Consider the following 17,633-nt stretch of genomic DNA (forward strand, 5'->3'; position numbering starts at 1 on the left):
GCTTTTTTATTCTGAACACTCTTAGAGAGATATTTGAGTATTCGTCCATTTGGACAAGGCTGCTTTGAAGTGCGACGAAAACGGCGCGATGTATCCAAGCGTAGTAGCCTTGTTTTATCCCGGTAGCTGTTCTCGGCTTGGGGATAAAAAAGCCCTACAAAGTAGGACTTTATCAAGGTTTAGTTTTCTAGTCTGATACGCCTTTTTTGATTTAAAGCGAGGACAAACAATAGGAGCAGTGCCGGGATAAATACCCACTCTTTCATTGGCCGCTCAGCGTCGATGACAACGGATTCAATTTCCCAATCAAAATCAATTCCCGCTTTTTCTGCTGGGCTATCAAACTCAACCATGTCAACGAACAGGCGATTATTTTCTTCATTTAGGATAAGCCCCATGGAAGCAATTCGCTCGTTTGCATCATTGAATTTTTCATCAAATGGTAAACGTACGGTTTTGGAAACATGGTCACCTTCTAAGCTTTCTCCACCAACAATCAGCTCAAGTTGCTCACCGGGTTTGAGGCGCTGAGTGATTTCTTCTATCTCGGTACCAGAATGTATTTCCTTTGCTGGATACAATTGATCCCACCAGAAACCAGGCCTGAAGAAGGTAAAAGTGAGTACAAGCAGTAACACCGTCTCCCACCATTTGTTTTTTGTCAACCACCAGCCTTGAGTCGCCGCAGAAAAGATCAACATGGCGATGATAGATGAAATTATGGTGAGTAATAAATGCCACCAGGTATCGATTCCCATCAAGAGTAGTTGGGTATTGAAGATAAACATGAAGGGCAAAATGGCCGTTCGAATATCATAGGTAAAACCTTGGATACCTGTCTTGATGGGATCAGATTTAGCGATCGCAGCGGCGGCGAAAGCCGCCAGACCGACTGGTGGCGTATCATCGGCGAGGATACCAAAGTAAAAGACAAACAAATGCACAGCAATGAGAGGTATGATTAAACCGTTTTGTGCGCCTAAGGTCACGATGACAGGAGCCATGAGCGTTGACACTACAATGTAGTTTGCGGTTGTTGGTAGCCCCATCCCCAAAATTAGGCTGATTACGGCGGTAAAGAGCAACATCAAGATGATATTTCCGCCAGAGATAAACTCAACGAAGTCAGTCATCACTAATCCGATACCAGTCAAGGTGACGACACCAACGACTGTGCCCGCAGCTGCGGTAGCAACGCCGATACCTATCATATTGCGCGCACCAGACACCAAACTTTCTAAAAGGTCACCAAAACCCTCTTTCGTCTGCTGTGCAATAGAACCTTGTCGCGTAAGTATCGCCATTAGGGGACGTTGGGTGATCAAGATGAAAATCATGAATACGGTTGCCCAAAACGCTGATAAACCGGGAGAGAAGCGTTCGACCGTCAAACACCAGACTAAAACGACAATAGGGAGTAGGTAATGCAGACCAGATTTAATCGTTGGACCCGGATCGGGAACTTCCGTTAAGTTTTCATCGATTTCCATTGCACCTTGTTGCGCATATTTTGCCGAGATTCTGACCAAAAGGACATAGGCGATCAGCAAGGCTGCGGTCACAATGGGTGTCGCACCATCACCGAAGACATCTTTGGTCCAGCCGACACCGTAGTACACCAGTGCGCTGAGCACACACAGGCCCAGAATCGTGCCTGTAAAGGAAAGAAGGCTATACAGTAATGTTGGGTTACTACGACGCGGTAGACCTGTCATGCCCGCTTTACAGGCTTCCAGGTGAACAATATAAATAAGCGCAATGTAGGAAATGAGTGCAGGCAGAATGGCAGCTTTAATCACTTCAACATATGAAATGCCAACATATTCAACCATTAAGAAGGCGGCAGCACCCATGATCGGAGGAGTTAGTTGGCCATTGGTTGATGCCGCTACTTCAACGGCGCCCGCTTTTGTACCGGGAAAGCCGACTCGTTTCATCAGCGGTATAGTAAATGTCCCTGTGGTAACGACGTTGGCGATAGAGGAGCCTGATACCAAACCTGACAGGCCTGAAGCAACAACAGCCGCTTTTGCAGGGCCTCCGCGCATGTGACCCAATAGGGAAAATGCGACCTTGATGAAGTATGCACCTGCTCCTGCACGCTCAAGCATTGCTCCGAATAACACGAACAGAAATACAAAAGATGTCGACACGCCAAGGGCAACACCAAAAACGCCTTCAGTGGTTAGCCACATGTGTGACATGGCTTTGTTAAGGCTTGCCCCTTTGTGGGCAATGACATCTGGCATGTATGGGCCGCCAAACGTATAAAGAAGAAATACGGCGGCAACCACCATTAAAGGCGGCCCCAAAGCACGTCGTGTTGCTTCGAGTAATAGCAGCATACCAGTGACTGCAACAACGATATCTATGGTCGTTGGTGCACCAGAGCGATCTGCAAGCTCAGAATAAAATAGGTAAATGTATGCGGCTGAAAAGCTGCCAGCAAGAGCTAGCAACCAATCTACAAGAGGGATATGATCTCTTGATGACGTTTTGCTTGCGGGATAGGCTGTAAACGCAAGAAATACGGCAAACATGAGATGAATAGAGCGTGCTTCTGTATCATTGAGTACGCCAAAATTAAAGATGAACGGCAAAGGTGAGGCATACCAAAGTTGGAACAATGACCAACATAGTGGCACAAACCAAAGAATGCGTCCTGAGAACCCCAATGGGTTTCGCGCACCAGTGTCGGATTGAGCGACCATTTCTTGCACATCTTGAGACGGAGTCGTTGTCGTCGACATGTACTTAATCCTTATTATATATGGTTCTTTTAGTTATGGTTATCGGAACCTTAATTCAGCATATTGAAATACTGATATACTGCTTCGTCTTACTGGGTATAGTTTAGAATAGAGTTGACGTCAGTGAGTTCGATATGTGTATCGAGATGAAGCTGACAATTAAAGCTGGGGAGAAGGCTCCCCAGCGATAGAATGAACTTACTTAAGTAGGCCCACTTCTTTGTAGTATTTCACTGCACCTGGATGAAGAGGGATAGATAATCCTGCTTTAACCATGTCTTCTTTCTTCAAGTTTGCAAAAGCAGGGTGAAGACGTTTGAATGTGTCAAAGTTTTCAAATACAGATTTCGCTACGTTATAAGCAACTTCATCGGATACGTCAGATGTCGTAACCATGGTTGCCGCCACGCCAAAGCTATTGACGTCTTTATTTGTGCCACGATACATACCTGCTGGTACGGTACTGTAGGCGTAATAAGGGTTGTTCGCCACGATTTCGTCTATCTTCGCTCCTGTCGCTGATACAAGTTTTGCATCACATGACGTTGTTGCTTCTTTGATAGAACCATTTGGGTGTCCAACCACGTAGACGAACGCGTCGATCTTATTATCACAAAGTGCTTGAGAACGCTCAGACCCTTTTAACTCTGAAGCGAGTTTAAAGTCGGCATTAGTCCAGCCCATGGCATCCATTACCACGCCCATTGTTGCGCGGTCGCCAGAACCAGGGTTACCAATATTGACTCGCTTACCTTTTAGGTCTGTAACATTTTCGACACCTGAATCCGCACGAGCAATGATATTAAAAGGTTCTGTATGTAGAGAGAACATTGCACGTAGCTTTTTGTATGGCCCTTGTTCTGCGAACTTGCTGGTTCCGTTATAGCCATGGTATTGCCAGTCAGACTGAACGATACCAAAGTCGAGCTCACCTGCACGGATCGTGTTCACGTTATAGATAGAGCCGCCCGTCGATTCGACTGAACAACGAATTTTGTGCTCTTTCCGACCTTTATTCACAAGCTTACAAATAGCGCCACCCGTTGGGTAATAAACACCTGTAACAGAGCCTGTACCAATTGTGATGAATTCTTGAGCGTTGACTGCGCCAGCCCCGATAACTGCAGCGGCTATCGCACCAACTTTAACAAGTTTATTTAATGCCATGAATTTCCCTTCCTTTGCTATTAGTAGCCCGATCAATGTGGATTGTTCGGGGGTTTCCTCGTGCTGGAAACGGCGGCTTTCTCAATTCGGATGTTGAAAAAGTGGCAGAATAATAGCAAAAATTTTGCAAATGATTACACAGCTGTTAACAAATATTATCGCTTGTGGCAGGCACAAGCTGATTCTTTTTGTTATAAGTTGTAAATAATTTATTTAAAATCATCTAATTATAATGATTTAATTGTTTGTTTTGTAATTTGTTTAAGATGTGAGCTCAATCACGTGTATAGTCGCGTGATTGAGTATTAGCTGGACTGATAACTCAGCCTGTGTATTCGAATAGTTCACAAACAGAGCTAAAAAGTTGCTCGGTGGTAATCGAAGAGGTGGGGGTGATGAATATGGTGTCATCACCGGCTACAACGCCTAAAATGCCTTCTGATTTGCCCAGTGAATCCAGCAAACGAGCAATAAGCTGCGCTGCTCCTGGCCCAGTATGGATAACAACCAGTGCTTGGTTGTGGTCAACGTCGAGCACTAACTCTCGTAGTGAACTTGAAACAGTCGGAACCCCTAGTTCAGCAGGGAGACAATAAACCATTTCCATTTTGGCGTTTCTAGTGCGAACGGCACCGAATTTTGTCAGCATTCGAGAGACTTTGGATTGGTTGATATTATCAAATCCTTCACTTTTCAATGCCTCGACAATATCGCCTTGAGAACCAAAACGCTCTTCTTTTAATAACGCTTTAAATGCTCTTACCAAATTATCTTGTTTTTCTGAATGGCGCATAATTATATTTCTATTCATAGGGTTACAAAATACGTTGAATATTCTCGCATAGTTATTCAAAAAGCGCCAATAGTGGAGTTCATTTGTGTCAGTGAAGTCACTGTAAAGGTGGCAGGTTTTCTTGCCACTGATGAGGTTTACCTTTTGCTCATTAAAGGTTGAAGTGTATGAGTTGAAAACCAACTTATCATCGCAATTGCGCCACATCGCAAAGCGTAAGTTAATTGATTGTAATCGTTTTATGATTACTATAGTTTGATTCGGTTGATTACCACATCGCTCTAAAAAATAAATTACGAAGAGCATTGTCTCAAGGAGAACTACGATGAAAGTAGCTGTTATTGGTGCCGCTGGTGGCATCGGTCAAGCCCTAGCCCTTTTGCTGAAAAACCACCTGCCTGCAGGCTCTGATCTTGCCCTTTATGATATTGCGCCTGTTACTCCGGGGGTAGCTGCTGATCTGAGCCATATACCGACACCTGTTTCTATTAAAGGATATTCAGGTGAAGATCCGACGCCTGCGCTTGAAGGTGCTGATGTCGTGCTTATTTCTGCTGGTGTGGCTCGCAAGCCTGGAATGGATCGTGCTGATCTTTTCAATGTTAATGCGGGGATTGTAAAGTCCTTAGCTGAAAAAATTGCTGTGGTGTGTCCGGCGGCTTGCGTTGGTATTATTACCAACCCTGTCAATACAACAGTGCCAATTGCTGCTGAAGTTTTGAAAAGAGCAGGAGTTTATGACAAGCGTAAATTGTTCGGTGTGACAACGCTGGATGTGATCCGCTCGGAGACGTTTGTTGCTGAGCTCAAGGGCAAAGATCCTCTTCAGGTTAAAGTACCTGTGATTGGTGGTCACTCCGGTGTCACTATCCTACCACTTTTATCACAAGTTGAAGGTGTGGAATTTTCTTCGGAAGAAATTGAATCGTTAACAAAACGTATCCAGAATGCGGGGACTGAAGTTGTTGAAGCGAAAGCTGGCGGCGGTAGTGCTACTTTGTCTATGGGGCAAGCAGCGTGCCGTTTTGGCCTAGCCTTGGTACGTGCACTTCAAGGTGAACAGGGTGTTGTTGAATGTGCTTATGTTGAAGGTGACAGTGAACATGCTCCTTATTTCGCACAGCCGGTTAAACTTGGTAAAGACGGCGTCGAAGAAGTTCTAAGCTACGGAAAACTTAGTGAATATGAGCAAGCAGCACTGAATGGAATGCTCGATACACTAAACAATGACATCAACATTGGTGTGGATTTCGCGAAATAACGTGTCCCTGACATAATACCTTAGCCGGCTTTTTAGTCGGCTTTTTTGATCCGTTCTTTATTTTTCGCCGTACTTGCCAAAGGCAAAAGGAGGAAAATATGGATATCAGTGAAATCAAAAAAGACATGTTAGTCGAGTGTCAGCAAGGGGTTGGAAAGGTTCTAGTTGTTGATGAAAAAACCAACTCAGTATTGATTGAGGATCCTGTGTCGCACCAACAAATGGCAGTTGAAGCGGGAGAAATCACGGATAACCCGCAACTGCACAATGGTTGTGACCAGTATTATTGAGGGTCTGGGGGATGGTGTGCGCCAAAATCGGCGCACTTTTTTATTTTCTTACCGCAATGGCTTCAATCTCAATGCCTACATCTTTCGGCAATCGGGCCACTTCTACGCAAGAACGCGCTGGGTAATGTTTTACTTGGTGCTTATCAAAGAAATTACCGTACACTTCATTCACGGTCGCAAAGTCGTTAAGATCTTTGACAAATACCGTCATTTTTGCAATATCAGAGACTGATAACCCCGATGCTTCAACAACGGCTTTGACGTTTTCAAGCGATTGCATGGCCTGTTCAGCGATATCTGAAGACACCTCCCCTGTCGCTGGATTGACTGGGATTTGACCTGAGGTTAGTACCATATTGCCAAGATCGACGCCTTGAACGTAAGGACCAATTGCAGCGGGTGCCGCTTCCGTGTGAAGGATTTTTGTCATTATTTTTCTCCATATTGAGTTAGGTGTCACAAAGCATTGAGTGTGCCTTTTACACAAGGGTTGGTAAAGTGAAATTCGTATAAGATTGAGGCTAATCTCGTTCTGTGACGATATCTCGAGAAAATACTTTTTCACAATACTTACATTTCAGGCGTATATCGTGATTTTTTTCAATGACCTTGAAATGCGTTTTTACTGGTTCGCTGTGAGTAATACAATTGGTGTTTGGGCATTCAAACACATTGCTTGCGAATTCTGGGAGAGCTAAGGCAAGTTTTTTGACAACCTGATAGTCCTCGATTTGATTCACCGTCGCATGGGGAGCATATAAGGCTAACTTATTAGCTTGCTGTTCATTGATAAAGGTATTTTCAATTTTCAACAAGTCTTTATAACCAAGTGCTGACGAAGGAAGGTTTAAGCCTATAGTGACTCGTTGCTTGGACTTGTCCATAGCAAAGAGCTTGAGCACCTTTATTCCTACTTGAGCGGGGATATGGTCAATAACCGTACCATTTTTGATTGCTTCAACTTGAAGTTGCGTTTCTTTTTTCATTGTTGTGCCTCTTCGATATTAAAGTGTTTCATTGAGGACAAGAGCAAGCAGTGCTTGGCGAGCATAGACCCCATTTTCGGCTTGTTCAAAGTAATAAGCGTGCTCTGTTTTATCCACATCAATCGTTATTTCATCGACACGTGGGAGCGGGTGGAGAACTTTGAGGTTGCTTCGTGCTTCCTCAAGTAGTTTCGCATTTAGGACATAAGCTGATTTGATGTGTGCGTATTCAGATTCGTCAAAACGCTCTTTCTGTACTCGGGTCATGTAGAGTATGTCTAATTGTGGGATGACCGTATCCATCTCCGTGTGGCAGCTGTATTCAATCCCTGCATCTTCAAGCTCTTCGCAAATATAATCTGGCATAGCTAAAGCTTTAGGAGCAACGAAAAAGAAACGCACGTTATCAAATTTTGCCAGCGCTTGGGTCAGAGAGTGCACAGTGCGGCCGTATTTAAGGTCACCGACAAACGCAATATTGATACCATCTAATTTTCCTTGCGTCTCTGCAATGGAAAAAAGATCAAGCAAAGTCTGTGTTGGGTGCTGATTGGCACCATCACCTGCATTGATGACTGGAACACCGAGTGAAAATTCTGAGGCTAATCGGGCGGCTCCCTCTTGAGGATGACGCATGACAAAAGCATCCACATAGGAAGAAATAACCCTTACCGAGTCAGATAAAGTTTCTCCTTTCTTAGCCAGTGAAGTATTACCGCCGCTATCAAAGCCTATCACATCCCCGCCAATGCGTTGGATTGCCGTTTCGAAGGAAAGTCTGGTACGAGTTGATGGCTCGAAGAAACAACTGGCAATGACTTTGTTTTTGATTAAGTTAGGAGCAGGGGATCTCTTTAACTGCCCCGCTGTTGTGACGATCAACTCTAACTCTTCACGAGAGAGCTCAGGAATCGAGATAATGTGCTTGTTGTACAGCGTATTGGTCATACTCACCTTCCCAGTAACAAATTTAGGGTATAAAAAAGCCCCCCATAATGGGAGGCTAATGAAAATAGGAGACAGCCACGTGATATGTCGTGCCGTTTTCTTGGCTCAAAATGACTAACTGAGCAAAAAGTACTTAACATTCGTTATGCTGCCTCAAAATAAATTGACGGCAATTATACGCCTAAAGTGAGCCAACGCAAGCGATTACGCAGGGGTTTTCTTTACCTAGCTACTTGGCGTATTTTTCGCCAAGTGTTGCAACCATGACGGCTTTAATCGTGTGCATTCGATTTTCTGCCTGATCAAACACAATAGAGTGGCCGGACTCAAACACCTCATTGGTCACTTCAAGCCCTTCCATGGCATATCTCTTGGCAATGTCCTTTCCTATGACTGTTTCTTGGTCGTGAAATGCGGGTAAGCAGTGCATGAACTTAACCTTAGGTTTGCCAGTTTTTAGCAGCATATCCATAGTGACTTGATAGGGTTTCATAACATCGATACGATCATGCCAGGCACTCGCGCCTTCACCCATGGAAACCCAAACGTCTGTGTAAATGAAGTCACAATCAGCGACTCCGGAGTCAATGTCTTCTGTCAGTGTAATCTGAGCACCGGTCGTTTTGGCTATCTCGTTACACTGTTCTAGAAGCGGCTTTTCGGGCCAAAAATTACTTGGGCCAACAAGTCGGATGTCCATGCCCATTTTTGCGGCGCCAACCATTAAAGAGTTGCCCATGTTGTTTCTTGCATCACCCAAATAAGCGAATTTTAATTCGTGTAAAGGTCGACCATTGCTGTGCTCTATCATGGTTAAAAAATCGGCTAAGATTTGGGTTGGGTGAAACTCATCTGTCAGTCCATTCCATACAGGAACCCCTGCATGCTTTCCAAGCTGTTCAACGACCGTTTGGCCAAAGCCCCGATATTCTATTCCGTGGTACATACGTCCCAGAACTTTAGCGGTATCTTTAATGGACTCTTTTTCTCCAATTTGAGAAGCGGAAGGGCCTAGATAAGAAACTTGTGCACCTTGATCAAAAGCTGCTACCTCGAAGGCACACCGAGTTCGGGTTGATGCTTTCTCGAATATTAGGGCAATATTTTTCCCAACCAATTGCTTTTGCTCGGTGCCACAAGATTTGGCGTGCTTTAGTTGTTGAGATAACTGGATTAAAAACGCTATTTCTTTAGGTTCAAAATCCAATAATTTGAGAAAGTTTCTATTATGTAAATTCAGGCTCATACATCAATACCGCGCATTTAAAATCACTACAATTGCCTATTTATACATAATAATTCATAAAATGTGAATTTTAATTTTAGGCTAAGGTTGTTGGCAACCTTAGCCTTATCGGTTACAAATTCTCCTCGGCAAACTCGGCGAGCCTACTGCGAACGACACCATTTAAATGAATGTTGGCACTTCCCTCAAAGTTTTTGAATCTTTCGACCATATAAGTTAATCCAGAAGTGACGGGGGTGAGGTATTGTGAGTCAATTTGAGCTAAGTTTCCTGAGCACACAATTTTAGTACCTTCTCCACACCGAGTAATGATGGTTTTGATTTGAGACGCCGTGAGGTTTTGGCATTCATCGAGTAGAACAAAAGCATTTTGAATTGATCGACCGCGCATAAAGTTAATGGATTTAAACTGGATATTTGCCTTATCACAAATGTATTTTAAAGAGCCTTCAGTACAATGGTCGTTTTTGTGCAATGCTTCGAGTGTATCAGTCACAGCGCCTAGCCATGGCAGCATCTTTTCTTCTTCGCTACCCGGTAAGAAGCCAATAGACTCACCAATATCTGGGGTGTTTCGAGTTACAATAATCTTATCGAACATGCCTTTCTCAATCGACTGTTCCAAGGCTGATGCGAGAGCCAGCAGAGTTTTCCCACTGCCAGCGGCACCAGTCAGAATTACCAAGTCAATGTCTGGGTCGAGTAGTGCATCGAGTGCCATACCTTGGTAAATATTCTTGGGGGTGATATCCCATACTTTACGATTCATCATGCGCTCTCGACTGAGGTCGCGAATGGTGATCGTTTCTGTAGAAATGCTTTCAACCCGGCCAGCGAAATCACTCTCTTGGTCAATAATATATTGATTGATATAAGTTGGCTCGAAAGGGTCTCTATCGAGAGTGTGATAGGTGTGACCCGCGATGATTTGGCTTTCCACTTCTTGAATGTTGCTCCAAAACTCTCCCTCAGTTTGCTGAAAACCTTTAGTGAGATACTGAACATCATCAATTAATTGGTCTGTTCTGTAATCATCGACAAAACGAACACCAGCCCCTTTGGCGCGCAGCCTCATATTAATGTCCTTGGTTACCAAGGTCACTTCTCGGGGGGCTCGTTTATTTTGTAAGTACAAAACACTGTTTAGGATTCTATTGTCGCCTGCTTTGTCAGCGAAGGCTTTGACAGTTTCTTGAAGTTCAAAGTCAGCAAGAATCGCAATGTTTCCTGTTGCTCCGGTAGTCTTACTAATTGGAATGCCCTCTGATATTTCATCAGGCGTGGCATCTTTAAACATGGCCTCTAACGCGCGTATTGCCACTCTTGCATCACGTGCAACGTCGCGCTTACTGTCTTTGATGCGGTCGAGTTCTTCAAGTACGGTCATGGGGATAACGACATCATGTTCTTGAAATGAGTATATAGCGAGGGGTTCATGTAGAAGGATATTGGTGTCTAAGACAAATAGCTTCCGGTCAGTGTCACCCATAAGCATCTCCTTGCCGCATTGCGGCATCGTTCCATTCTATAACATAATCAGAATGGTCTTGTCGGTTGCTTGCAGTAACGTAGCAAGGTAATCAAGTAACGCCGATGGTTTGACTGCGTTATACTGCAAACCCGTGTTGAACATCATCCTTTATGAATGCATCACCTGTGCCAGTCGTAATTTTTGACGCAGATCAATTAGCACTCAACTTTAAGTATAAATCTGATTTTCAACACTCTTGTTTAGAAGTGACATTGATTTCTTACACTTTGATGTCAGACTCATGTTGAACAAAAAATTGTTGGTTTTTGAGCTGTTTGTACGTGACCAGTGTCACAGCTTAAAGTAATATGAGCGACCTTTTTTAATGCAATAGCTGATATTTTGTGGTTTTCAGTTATCTGCATAATAACGCAATGATGCGGACGATAAAGTTCAGCCATTTTTAGATTAAATTGATGAGGTAGTCGATTCATGACATTTGCTTTGGGTCAGCGTTGGATTAGTGATACGGAAACTGATCTGGGTTTAGGAACTGTAGTTGCTCTGGATGCGCGTACTGTGACCGTTATGTTCGCAGCTTCCGAGGAAAACCGAGTCTATGCTCGCAGTGACGCCCCTGTTACGAGAGTCATTTTCAATGTTGGTGATCTCATTGACAGTCAAGAGGGCTGGTCACTCAAGATACAGGAAGTGGTTCAGGATCAAGGCCTAGTCAGTTACCTAGGTGTGCGAGAAGATAATGCAGAAGAAGGTGTCGTTCTGCGTGAAATTATGTTGAGTAACCAAATTCGATTTAATAAGCCACAAGATAAGCTTTACGCTGGGCAAATTGATCGTATGGATAATTTTGTTCTTCGCTACAGAGCTCTTATTAATCAATACCAGCAACACAAAAGCCCGATGCGTGGACTTTGCGGTATGCGTGCAGGACTTATTCCCCATCAGTTATTTGTCGCTCACGAGGTCGGTAGGCGTCATGCTCCGAGAGTGTTACTCGCCGATGAGGTAGGGCTTGGAAAAACGATTGAAGCTGGCATGATCATTCATCAACAGGTTTTGGCCGGCCGTGCTGAACGAATCTTGATCGTTGTTCCTGAGACTCTGCAACACCAATGGCTTGTTGAGATGATGCGCAGGTTTAATCTACATTTCTCAATCTTTGATGAGGAGCGATGCATCGAAGCACTGGCCGAGACGGATAATCCTTTCGACACTCAGCAGTATGTTTTGTGCTCGCTAGACTTCTTGCGTAAAAGTCGTAAACGCTTTGAACAAGCGCTTGAGGGAGAGTGGGACCTTTTAGTTGTTGATGAGGCGCACCATCTGGAATGGAAACCAGAAAAACCCAGTCGTGAGTATCAAGTTGTTGAGGGCTTAGCAGAGGTAACCCCTGGCGTTCTATTGCTGACAGCGACACCGGAACAGCTGGGTAGAGAAAGTCACTTTGCCCGTTTACGTCTGTTGGATCCCGATCGATTCTTCGATTTTGAAGAGTTCCTCAAAGAAGAACAGCAATACGCCCCAGTTGCAGACTCGGTCGCAGCGATTTTCTCCGGTCAGATATTGGATGATGCGGCAAAAAATCAAATTGGTGATTTGCTCTCTGAGCAAGACGTTGAGCCTTTATTTCGCATTCTTGAATCTGACAGCGATGAGTCTGAAAAAGCGACAGCACGCCAAGAGCTGATTGACAACCTCATGGACAGGCATGGTACGGGGCGAGTGCTATTCCGTAATACCAGAGCTGCTGTAAAAGGCTTTCCTAAGCGATGCGTGCATTTATTGCCAATGCCTATACCAACGCAGTACACCACGTCCATGCGCGTCTCTGGTCTGATTGGTGGAAAGATGACCGATGCCGCTCGTGCCCTCAAAAATTTATACCCTGAAGAAGCCTTTCAAGAATTTGAAGGGGATGAATCTAGCTGGTGGCAATTTGATAGCCGGGTCAACTGGTTGATCGAAAAAATCACCGAAAAGCGCAGCGAAAAAGTGCTGGTTATCGCCTCTCGTGCAAGTACAGCATTGCAATTAGAGCAAGCGTTACGTGAGAGAGAGGGTATTCGAGCTACTGTGTTCCATGAAGACATGTCGATTATCGAGCGTGATAAAGCCGCTGCGTATTTTGCTCAAGAGGAAGGCGGTGCTCAGGTACTTATTTGTAGTGAAATAGGTTCCGAGGGACGTAACTTTCAATTTTCCAATCAATTAGTGATGTTTGACCTACCTTTTAATCCCGATCTATTAGAGCAACGCATTGGTCGTTTGGATCGCATAGGTCAAAAGCGAGATATCGACATTTATGTCCCCTATCTTGAGGGTACAGCACAGGGTATTCTTGCTCGCTGGTTTGATGAAGGGTTGAATGCGTTCGCAGATACTTGCCCAACCGGACGTACGGTTTACGACAAATATTCTGATGCTCTCATTACTATGCTCGCCTCTGGAGAGACGGAGGGACTTGAAGAAATCATTTCCCAATCGGCGGCTTTGAACAAAGAGCTTAAGTCTCAGCTTGAACAAGGAAGAGATCGCTTACTTGAAATGCACTCAAATGGGGGTGACAAGGCCGCTGCCATTGCAGAAAGCATTGCCGCGACTGATGGAGACACCAATCTAGTCACCTTTGCGCTGAGCTTATTTGACACAATAGGCCTAGATCAAGACGACAAAGGCGAGAATGCATTGGTTGTTACACCTTCCGACCATATGTTGGTACCGAGTTATCCCGGTCTACCTTACGATGGAGCGACCATTACCTTTGATCGCGATACTGCACTGTCACGTGAAGATATGAACTTTATCAGCTGGGAACACCCAATGATTCAAGGTGGTATTGATTTGTTGATGAGCGAGGGCGTTGGAACGGCAGCGGTATCGTTATTAAAAAATAAGGCACTACCAGTTGGAACCTTATTGCTAGAGCTTGTCTATAAAGTTGATGCGCAGGCACCAAAACGTAGTGGTATTCAGCGCTTTTTGCCGACGACGCCAATTCGCCTTATGCTCGATGGTAAGGGCAATGACTTATCCGAACAGGTCGAGTTTGAAAGCTTTAATCGTCAGCTTAGCCCTGTGGGGCGCCATATTGCCTCAAAGCTTGTCGCTTCGGTACAGGATCAAGTTCATCATTTGATTGAAGTTGGTGAGAAAAAAGTGGTGGAGAAAGTGGAGTCGATCCGTTTACGTGCTCAGCAAGAGATGGAGACCAGTATCAATGCTGAGCTGAATCGACTTCAGGCATTAAAGGCGATAAATCCGAATATTCGTGATGATGAGTTGGTGGTCTTAGAGCAACAAATTGCTGAATTGCGGCAGTACATTGCGCAAGCTCAGTACCAGCTTGACTCTCTGCGAATGATCGTTGTTTCCCACAACTGATGTGAGTCGAAATAAAAAGCCTCCTTTGATAAGGAGGCTTTTTTGATCACATCAGCCATTTCCACCAGATAAATAGAGCGAGGAAAGTAAAGAGATATATTAGGCCTGCGACAGCAAGGCATTTGAATCCTCTTCCGATCTTTAGCTCCTCAGGCAAGGGTGTTTTTATTAAAAGTAAGTAGTTCAGTAGTGCGAAGAATGGGGTGGTGACAAACGCCATGGTCATTGCGAAGTTCAGCATAGGGATCAATGACGAAACAGAAAAATAGATGATCGCCAAAGCCAACAGAGCAATAATAATTGTCCAAATAACGGTTGTTTTATTCGATGGGGTTTTGTTCTTCGTCAGTAATTGTTGTGCTTCAGTGACGACTCTGGCGTAACCGTCGAGAAGTGTGATCGTACTACCAAAAATACAGAAGAACGCAATAATCGCAATAAGGTACCGAGACCATTCTCCTATGGTTGAGGCGTAAAGTCCGACGAGTTGGTGTGAAAAACCGACCCCAGACTGTGAAAGTTCGACCCCTTTTCCATACAAAACTAATGCGCCGAGTGACAAAAAGGCAACAGCAAGAATCGCTGTGACAATATAACCGACATTGAAATCAAAAAGCGCACTGCGTGGCGTAATGTTTTGTTGCTCCTTCTGTGTTTTAAGCCACATAGAATTGACACTTGATACTTCGATAGGGGCGGGCATCCACCCCATAGTAATGATAATGAAACCCAAAGCCGCCAATGTCCAAGGTGATGGGGGCTCAAAAGTCTCTGGGATTGCTACATAATTATCGGCAGCAACAGAAACCGCAGTTAGTGTGGCGACCGTTAAAACCAACATGAGTACTTTAGATAGGGAGTCTAATGCTTTGTAATTACCTATAAACAAAACGAGAAAACAAATCGATAAGACGATAATACAAGACAATATGGTTGATATTTCTATCGGAATAAAATACGCAAGTAAGCTGGCACTAAAAAACAGCAATGCGGCTGTATTGACAATCGATGAAATGACACTGAGTACAGAAAATAAGACTAAGTATGGCTTTCCAAGGTGTGCGTATCCCTCAATCAAACTTCGACCTGTACCAAGAGTGTAATGCACACTCGCACGAAAGAAAGGATACTTAAAAAGGTTGACCAGTAGAATAAGGGCAACCAGTTGCCAACCATAAATCGCGCCGGCTTTAGTTGAGGCCACAAGGTGGGAACCACCGACGGATAATGTGGCCATCATTATCCCTGGACCCAGTAGTCCGATCTTTTTGAAAGTACTTTGAAACATGTTGTGTGGTAAATTATTGGCTCTGTCCATCGTTATCCCTAAATGTTATTTTTCTTCAATGTGTCTTTATCAATAACAAATCTTCCCAAACTGTGGAAGTGCGTTTTTTCAATGTGTTGCTCAAGGTTATAAATTGAAGTAGAGAGACCGTCATAGCGAGCATATTTTGAGTTTGTCGGTATAATGCACCCATACCAATTCACTTTACCTATCGTTATCCCAATGCACAGATATACTCCACCAACGGATCCATGGCTGAATGTCATCTATGAGGATGATGCAATTTTGGCGGTCAATAAGCAGCCCGGGTTGCTTTCTGTCCCCGGCAGGAAAGTGGAACATCATGACAGTATCTATACGCGTCTTGTGGAGCGTTGGCCTGAAGTTCAAGTCATTCATCGTCTGGATATGGATACGTCTGGTCTGATGGTACTGGCAAAAAATAAGCCAGCGGAACGCGCTTTAAAAAAGCAGTTTCAATATCGGTTAACACACAAAGTATATTACGCACGGGTTTGGGGGAATGTCGCGGCGGATGAAGGGACGATTGATGCGCCATTAATCTGTGACTGGCCCAACAGACCCAAACAAAAAGTGTGTTACGAAACAGGTAAATCGTCTCAAACTCATTTTCAAGTTGTGAAAAGAGAGAGCCAAACCACCATAGTTAGACTGTTGCCAATCACAGGGCGTTCCCATCAATTGAGAGTTCATATGCAGCTAATGGGGCATCCTATCCTAGGTGATGAATTTTACGCTTCTCCACAGGCTTTTGCGCTCTCTTCAAGACTGGATCTACACGCTGCAGAATTAAGCTTTTATCATCCTGATTCACAATTATTGCAGCGACTGTTTGTAGAATGTGATTTCTATCCTGAAGCCGAATCAATCGTCTTTGACTATTACCAGCCTGTGTCAAAATTACCAGATTACACCAAGTTACCCAGACCATAGCGGTATTGATTCTCAAACAGGTGATATTATGTCAAAGACAAGAATTGTTTTTTTGGATCGCTCAACGTTACCCAGCAGTGCACTATTGCCCAAATTAGAGTTTGAGCACGAGTGGAGTGAGTATGACGCCACGCCTCTAACTCAGATCATTGAACGTGCCAAAGACGCTGATATTATCATTACAAACAAGGTACCGCTTGATGAGGACATTCTACGTGATCTCCCTAGTTTAAAAATGATTGCTATTGCCGCAACAGGCTATAACAACGTGGATGTTGAGTATTGTCGAAAACATAATATCGCCATTACAAATGTGCAGGGTTATGCCAATCAATCAGTACCTGAGCACGTAATCGGGCTCATGTTTGCCTTACAGCGTAATCTTGTCGGGTATCACAATGATATTGCCAATGGTGAGTGGCAAAGAAACAAGCAATTTTGTTTTTTTACTCATCCTATTCGTGAAGTCGGTGGTTCAACTATGGGGATTATTGGCCGTGGTGAGCTTGGTGCAGCAACTGGGGCATTGGCTCAAAGCTTAGGAATGAAGGTTGTTTATGCAGAGCATAAAGGAGTGGATCAGTGCAGAGATGGTTATCTGCCTTTCGAGCAAGTTCTGGCCTCGTCTGATGTTATTTCTCTTCATTGTCCCCTCAATACTAGCACGCATCGCTTGATTGGAAGGCATGAATTGGCTTTGATGAAGCCTTGTGCTGTTTTAATCAATACTGGGAGGGGAGGTTTAGTAGATGAAGAAGCTTTAGTGGATAGCTTAAAAGAGGGACGGTTAGGAGGAGCGGGTGTCGATGTCTTTACCGATGAGCCAGCGGGTGAGTCGAACTCTCTGGTTGCCAATATGCACTTGCCCAACTTACTACTGACCCCTCACGTGGCATGGGGAACGAGTTCTGCGATTGATAACTTGGTGACTATCCTGATGGATAATGTCAGGGCATTTTTAGACGGTGAGGAAAAAAATCGTATTGTCTAATGCTATATACCCAATTAACCTCAAGATGCTAGGTTACTTGGGTATAAATCACATAGTAAAAAGGCAGCCATCGGGCTGCCTTTTAG

14 protein-coding genes are annotated in these 17,633 nt (G+C 44.2%); 5 read left to right on the plus strand and 9 right to left on the minus strand.

What is annotated here, in order from left to right; translation table 11 throughout:
* Positions 1–179 precede the first annotated feature (179 nt).
* From RH40_RS16665 to argR, 3 genes are all read right to left on the minus strand, one after another.
* Entirely contained in the window at positions 180–2,750 is a 2,571-nt protein-coding gene (locus tag RH40_RS16665) for a TRAP transporter permease (RefSeq protein WP_009602835.1), read from the minus strand.
* Between the two features lie 198 nt (positions 2,751–2,948).
* Complete coding sequence (locus RH40_RS16670) at positions 2,949–3,917, minus strand: TAXI family TRAP transporter solute-binding subunit (RefSeq protein ID WP_009602836.1); 969 nt, start codon at positions 3,915–3,917, stop codon at positions 2,949–2,951.
* Between the two features lie 322 nt (positions 3,918–4,239).
* Positions 4,240–4,710: a transcriptional regulator ArgR gene (argR, locus tag RH40_RS16675; protein WP_009602837.1), complete on the minus strand. Its 471-nt coding sequence runs from the start codon at positions 4,708–4,710 to the stop codon at positions 4,240–4,242.
* A 325-nt stretch (positions 4,711–5,035) separates the two neighbouring features.
* On the opposite strand from argR, the gene mdh reads away from it, so the two are divergent.
* Together mdh and RH40_RS16685 are read left to right on the plus strand one after the other, a co-directional pair.
* Entirely contained in the window at positions 5,036–5,971 is a 936-nt protein-coding gene (gene mdh, locus RH40_RS16680) for a malate dehydrogenase (protein WP_009602838.1), read from the plus strand.
* A 98-nt stretch (positions 5,972–6,069) separates the two neighbouring features.
* Positions 6,070–6,261 (plus strand): hypothetical protein, encoded by a 192-nt coding sequence (locus tag RH40_RS16685; protein ID WP_009602839.1) that lies wholly within the window; start codon positions 6,070–6,072, stop codon positions 6,259–6,261.
* 40 nt (positions 6,262–6,301) lie between these two features.
* On the opposite strand, the gene RH40_RS16690 is transcribed toward RH40_RS16685, so the two are convergent.
* The 5 genes from RH40_RS16690 to RH40_RS16710 form a co-directional block, all read right to left on the minus strand.
* Entirely contained in the window at positions 6,302–6,691 is a 390-nt protein-coding gene (locus RH40_RS16690) for a RidA family protein (RefSeq protein ID WP_009602840.1), read from the minus strand.
* Positions 6,692–6,782: 91 nt separating this feature from the next.
* Positions 6,783–7,247 carry an aspartate carbamoyltransferase regulatory subunit gene (gene pyrI / locus RH40_RS16695; RefSeq protein ID WP_009602841.1) on the minus strand — a complete coding sequence of 155 codons (465 nt, stop codon included), beginning with the start codon at positions 7,245–7,247 and terminating at the stop codon, positions 6,783–6,785.
* A gap of 18 nt (positions 7,248–7,265) precedes the next feature.
* Entirely contained in the window at positions 7,266–8,195 is a 930-nt protein-coding gene (pyrB, locus tag RH40_RS16700) for an aspartate carbamoyltransferase (RefSeq protein WP_009602842.1), read from the minus strand.
* Positions 8,196–8,424: 229 nt separating this feature from the next.
* Entirely contained in the window at positions 8,425–9,441 is a 1,017-nt protein-coding gene (argF, locus tag RH40_RS16705; protein WP_009602843.1) for an ornithine carbamoyltransferase, read from the minus strand.
* Positions 9,442–9,553: 112 nt separating this feature from the next.
* Positions 9,554–10,930, minus strand: coding sequence for a PhoH family protein (locus RH40_RS16710; RefSeq protein ID WP_009602844.1), 1,377 nt, complete (start codon positions 10,928–10,930; stop codon positions 9,554–9,556).
* Between the two features lie 474 nt (positions 10,931–11,404).
* Here RH40_RS16710 and rapA point away from each other — a divergent pair, with 474 nt between their 5' ends.
* Positions 11,405–14,314, plus strand: a complete 2,910-nt coding sequence (gene rapA / locus RH40_RS16720; protein WP_009602846.1) for an RNA polymerase-associated protein RapA — start codon at positions 11,405–11,407, stop codon at positions 14,312–14,314.
* Between the two features lie 46 nt (positions 14,315–14,360).
* Here rapA and RH40_RS16725 read toward each other — a convergent pair whose 3' ends face one another.
* A complete protein-coding gene (locus RH40_RS16725) occupies positions 14,361–15,602 on the minus strand; it encodes an Nramp family divalent metal transporter (RefSeq protein ID WP_039954882.1) in 1,242 nt (413 codons plus the stop codon).
* 222 nt (positions 15,603–15,824) lie between these two features.
* Between RH40_RS16725 and RH40_RS16730 the strand changes: the two genes are divergently transcribed.
* Positions 15,825–16,556: an RluA family pseudouridine synthase gene (locus RH40_RS16730; protein ID WP_439144647.1), complete on the plus strand. Its 732-nt coding sequence runs from the start codon at positions 15,825–15,827 to the stop codon at positions 16,554–16,556.
* 28 nt (positions 16,557–16,584) lie between these two features.
* Positions 16,585–17,547, plus strand: a complete 963-nt coding sequence (locus tag RH40_RS16735; protein WP_009602849.1) for a D-2-hydroxyacid dehydrogenase — start codon at positions 16,585–16,587, stop codon at positions 17,545–17,547.
* The last annotated feature ends 86 nt before the right edge of the window (positions 17,548–17,633 follow it).

This window comes from Vibrio caribbeanicus ATCC BAA-2122, assembly GCF_000165125.1.
GTDB classification, from domain to species: domain Bacteria; phylum Pseudomonadota; class Gammaproteobacteria; order Enterobacterales; family Vibrionaceae; genus Vibrio; species Vibrio caribbeanicus.

Coding starts and splice junctions, on each gene's coding strand:
- RH40_RS16665 (WP_009602835.1), bottom strand. CDS start 2,750: ATGTCGACGACAACGACTCCGTCTCAAGATGTGCAAGAAATGGTCGCT.
- RH40_RS16670 (WP_009602836.1), bottom strand. CDS start 3,917: ATGGCATTAAATAAACTTGTTAAAGTTGGTGCGATAGCCGCTGCAGTT.
- argR (WP_009602837.1), bottom strand. CDS start 4,710: ATGCGCCATTCAGAAAAACAAGATAATTTGGTAAGAGCATTTAAAGCG.
- mdh (WP_009602838.1), top strand. CDS start 5,036: ATGAAAGTAGCTGTTATTGGTGCCGCTGGTGGCATCGGTCAAGCCCTA.
- RH40_RS16685 (WP_009602839.1), top strand. CDS start 6,070: ATGGATATCAGTGAAATCAAAAAAGACATGTTAGTCGAGTGTCAGCAA.
- RH40_RS16690 (WP_009602840.1), bottom strand. CDS start 6,691: ATGACAAAAATCCTTCACACGGAAGCGGCACCCGCTGCAATTGGTCCT.
- pyrI (WP_009602841.1), bottom strand. CDS start 7,247: ATGAAAAAAGAAACGCAACTTCAAGTTGAAGCAATCAAAAATGGTACG.
- pyrB (WP_009602842.1), bottom strand. CDS start 8,195: ATGACCAATACGCTGTACAACAAGCACATTATCTCGATTCCTGAGCTC.
- argF (WP_009602843.1), bottom strand. CDS start 9,441: ATGAGCCTGAATTTACATAATAGAAACTTTCTCAAATTATTGGATTTT.
- RH40_RS16710 (WP_009602844.1), bottom strand. CDS start 10,930: ATGGGTGACACTGACCGGAAGCTATTTGTCTTAGACACCAATATCCTT.
- rapA (WP_009602846.1), top strand. CDS start 11,405: ATGACATTTGCTTTGGGTCAGCGTTGGATTAGTGATACGGAAACTGAT.
- RH40_RS16725 (WP_039954882.1), bottom strand. CDS start 15,602: ATGTTTCAAAGTACTTTCAAAAAGATCGGACTACTGGGTCCAGGGATA.
- RH40_RS16730 (WP_439144647.1), top strand. CDS start 15,825: ATGCACAGATATACTCCACCAACGGATCCATGGCTGAATGTCATCTAT.
- RH40_RS16735 (WP_009602849.1), top strand. CDS start 16,585: ATGTCAAAGACAAGAATTGTTTTTTTGGATCGCTCAACGTTACCCAGC.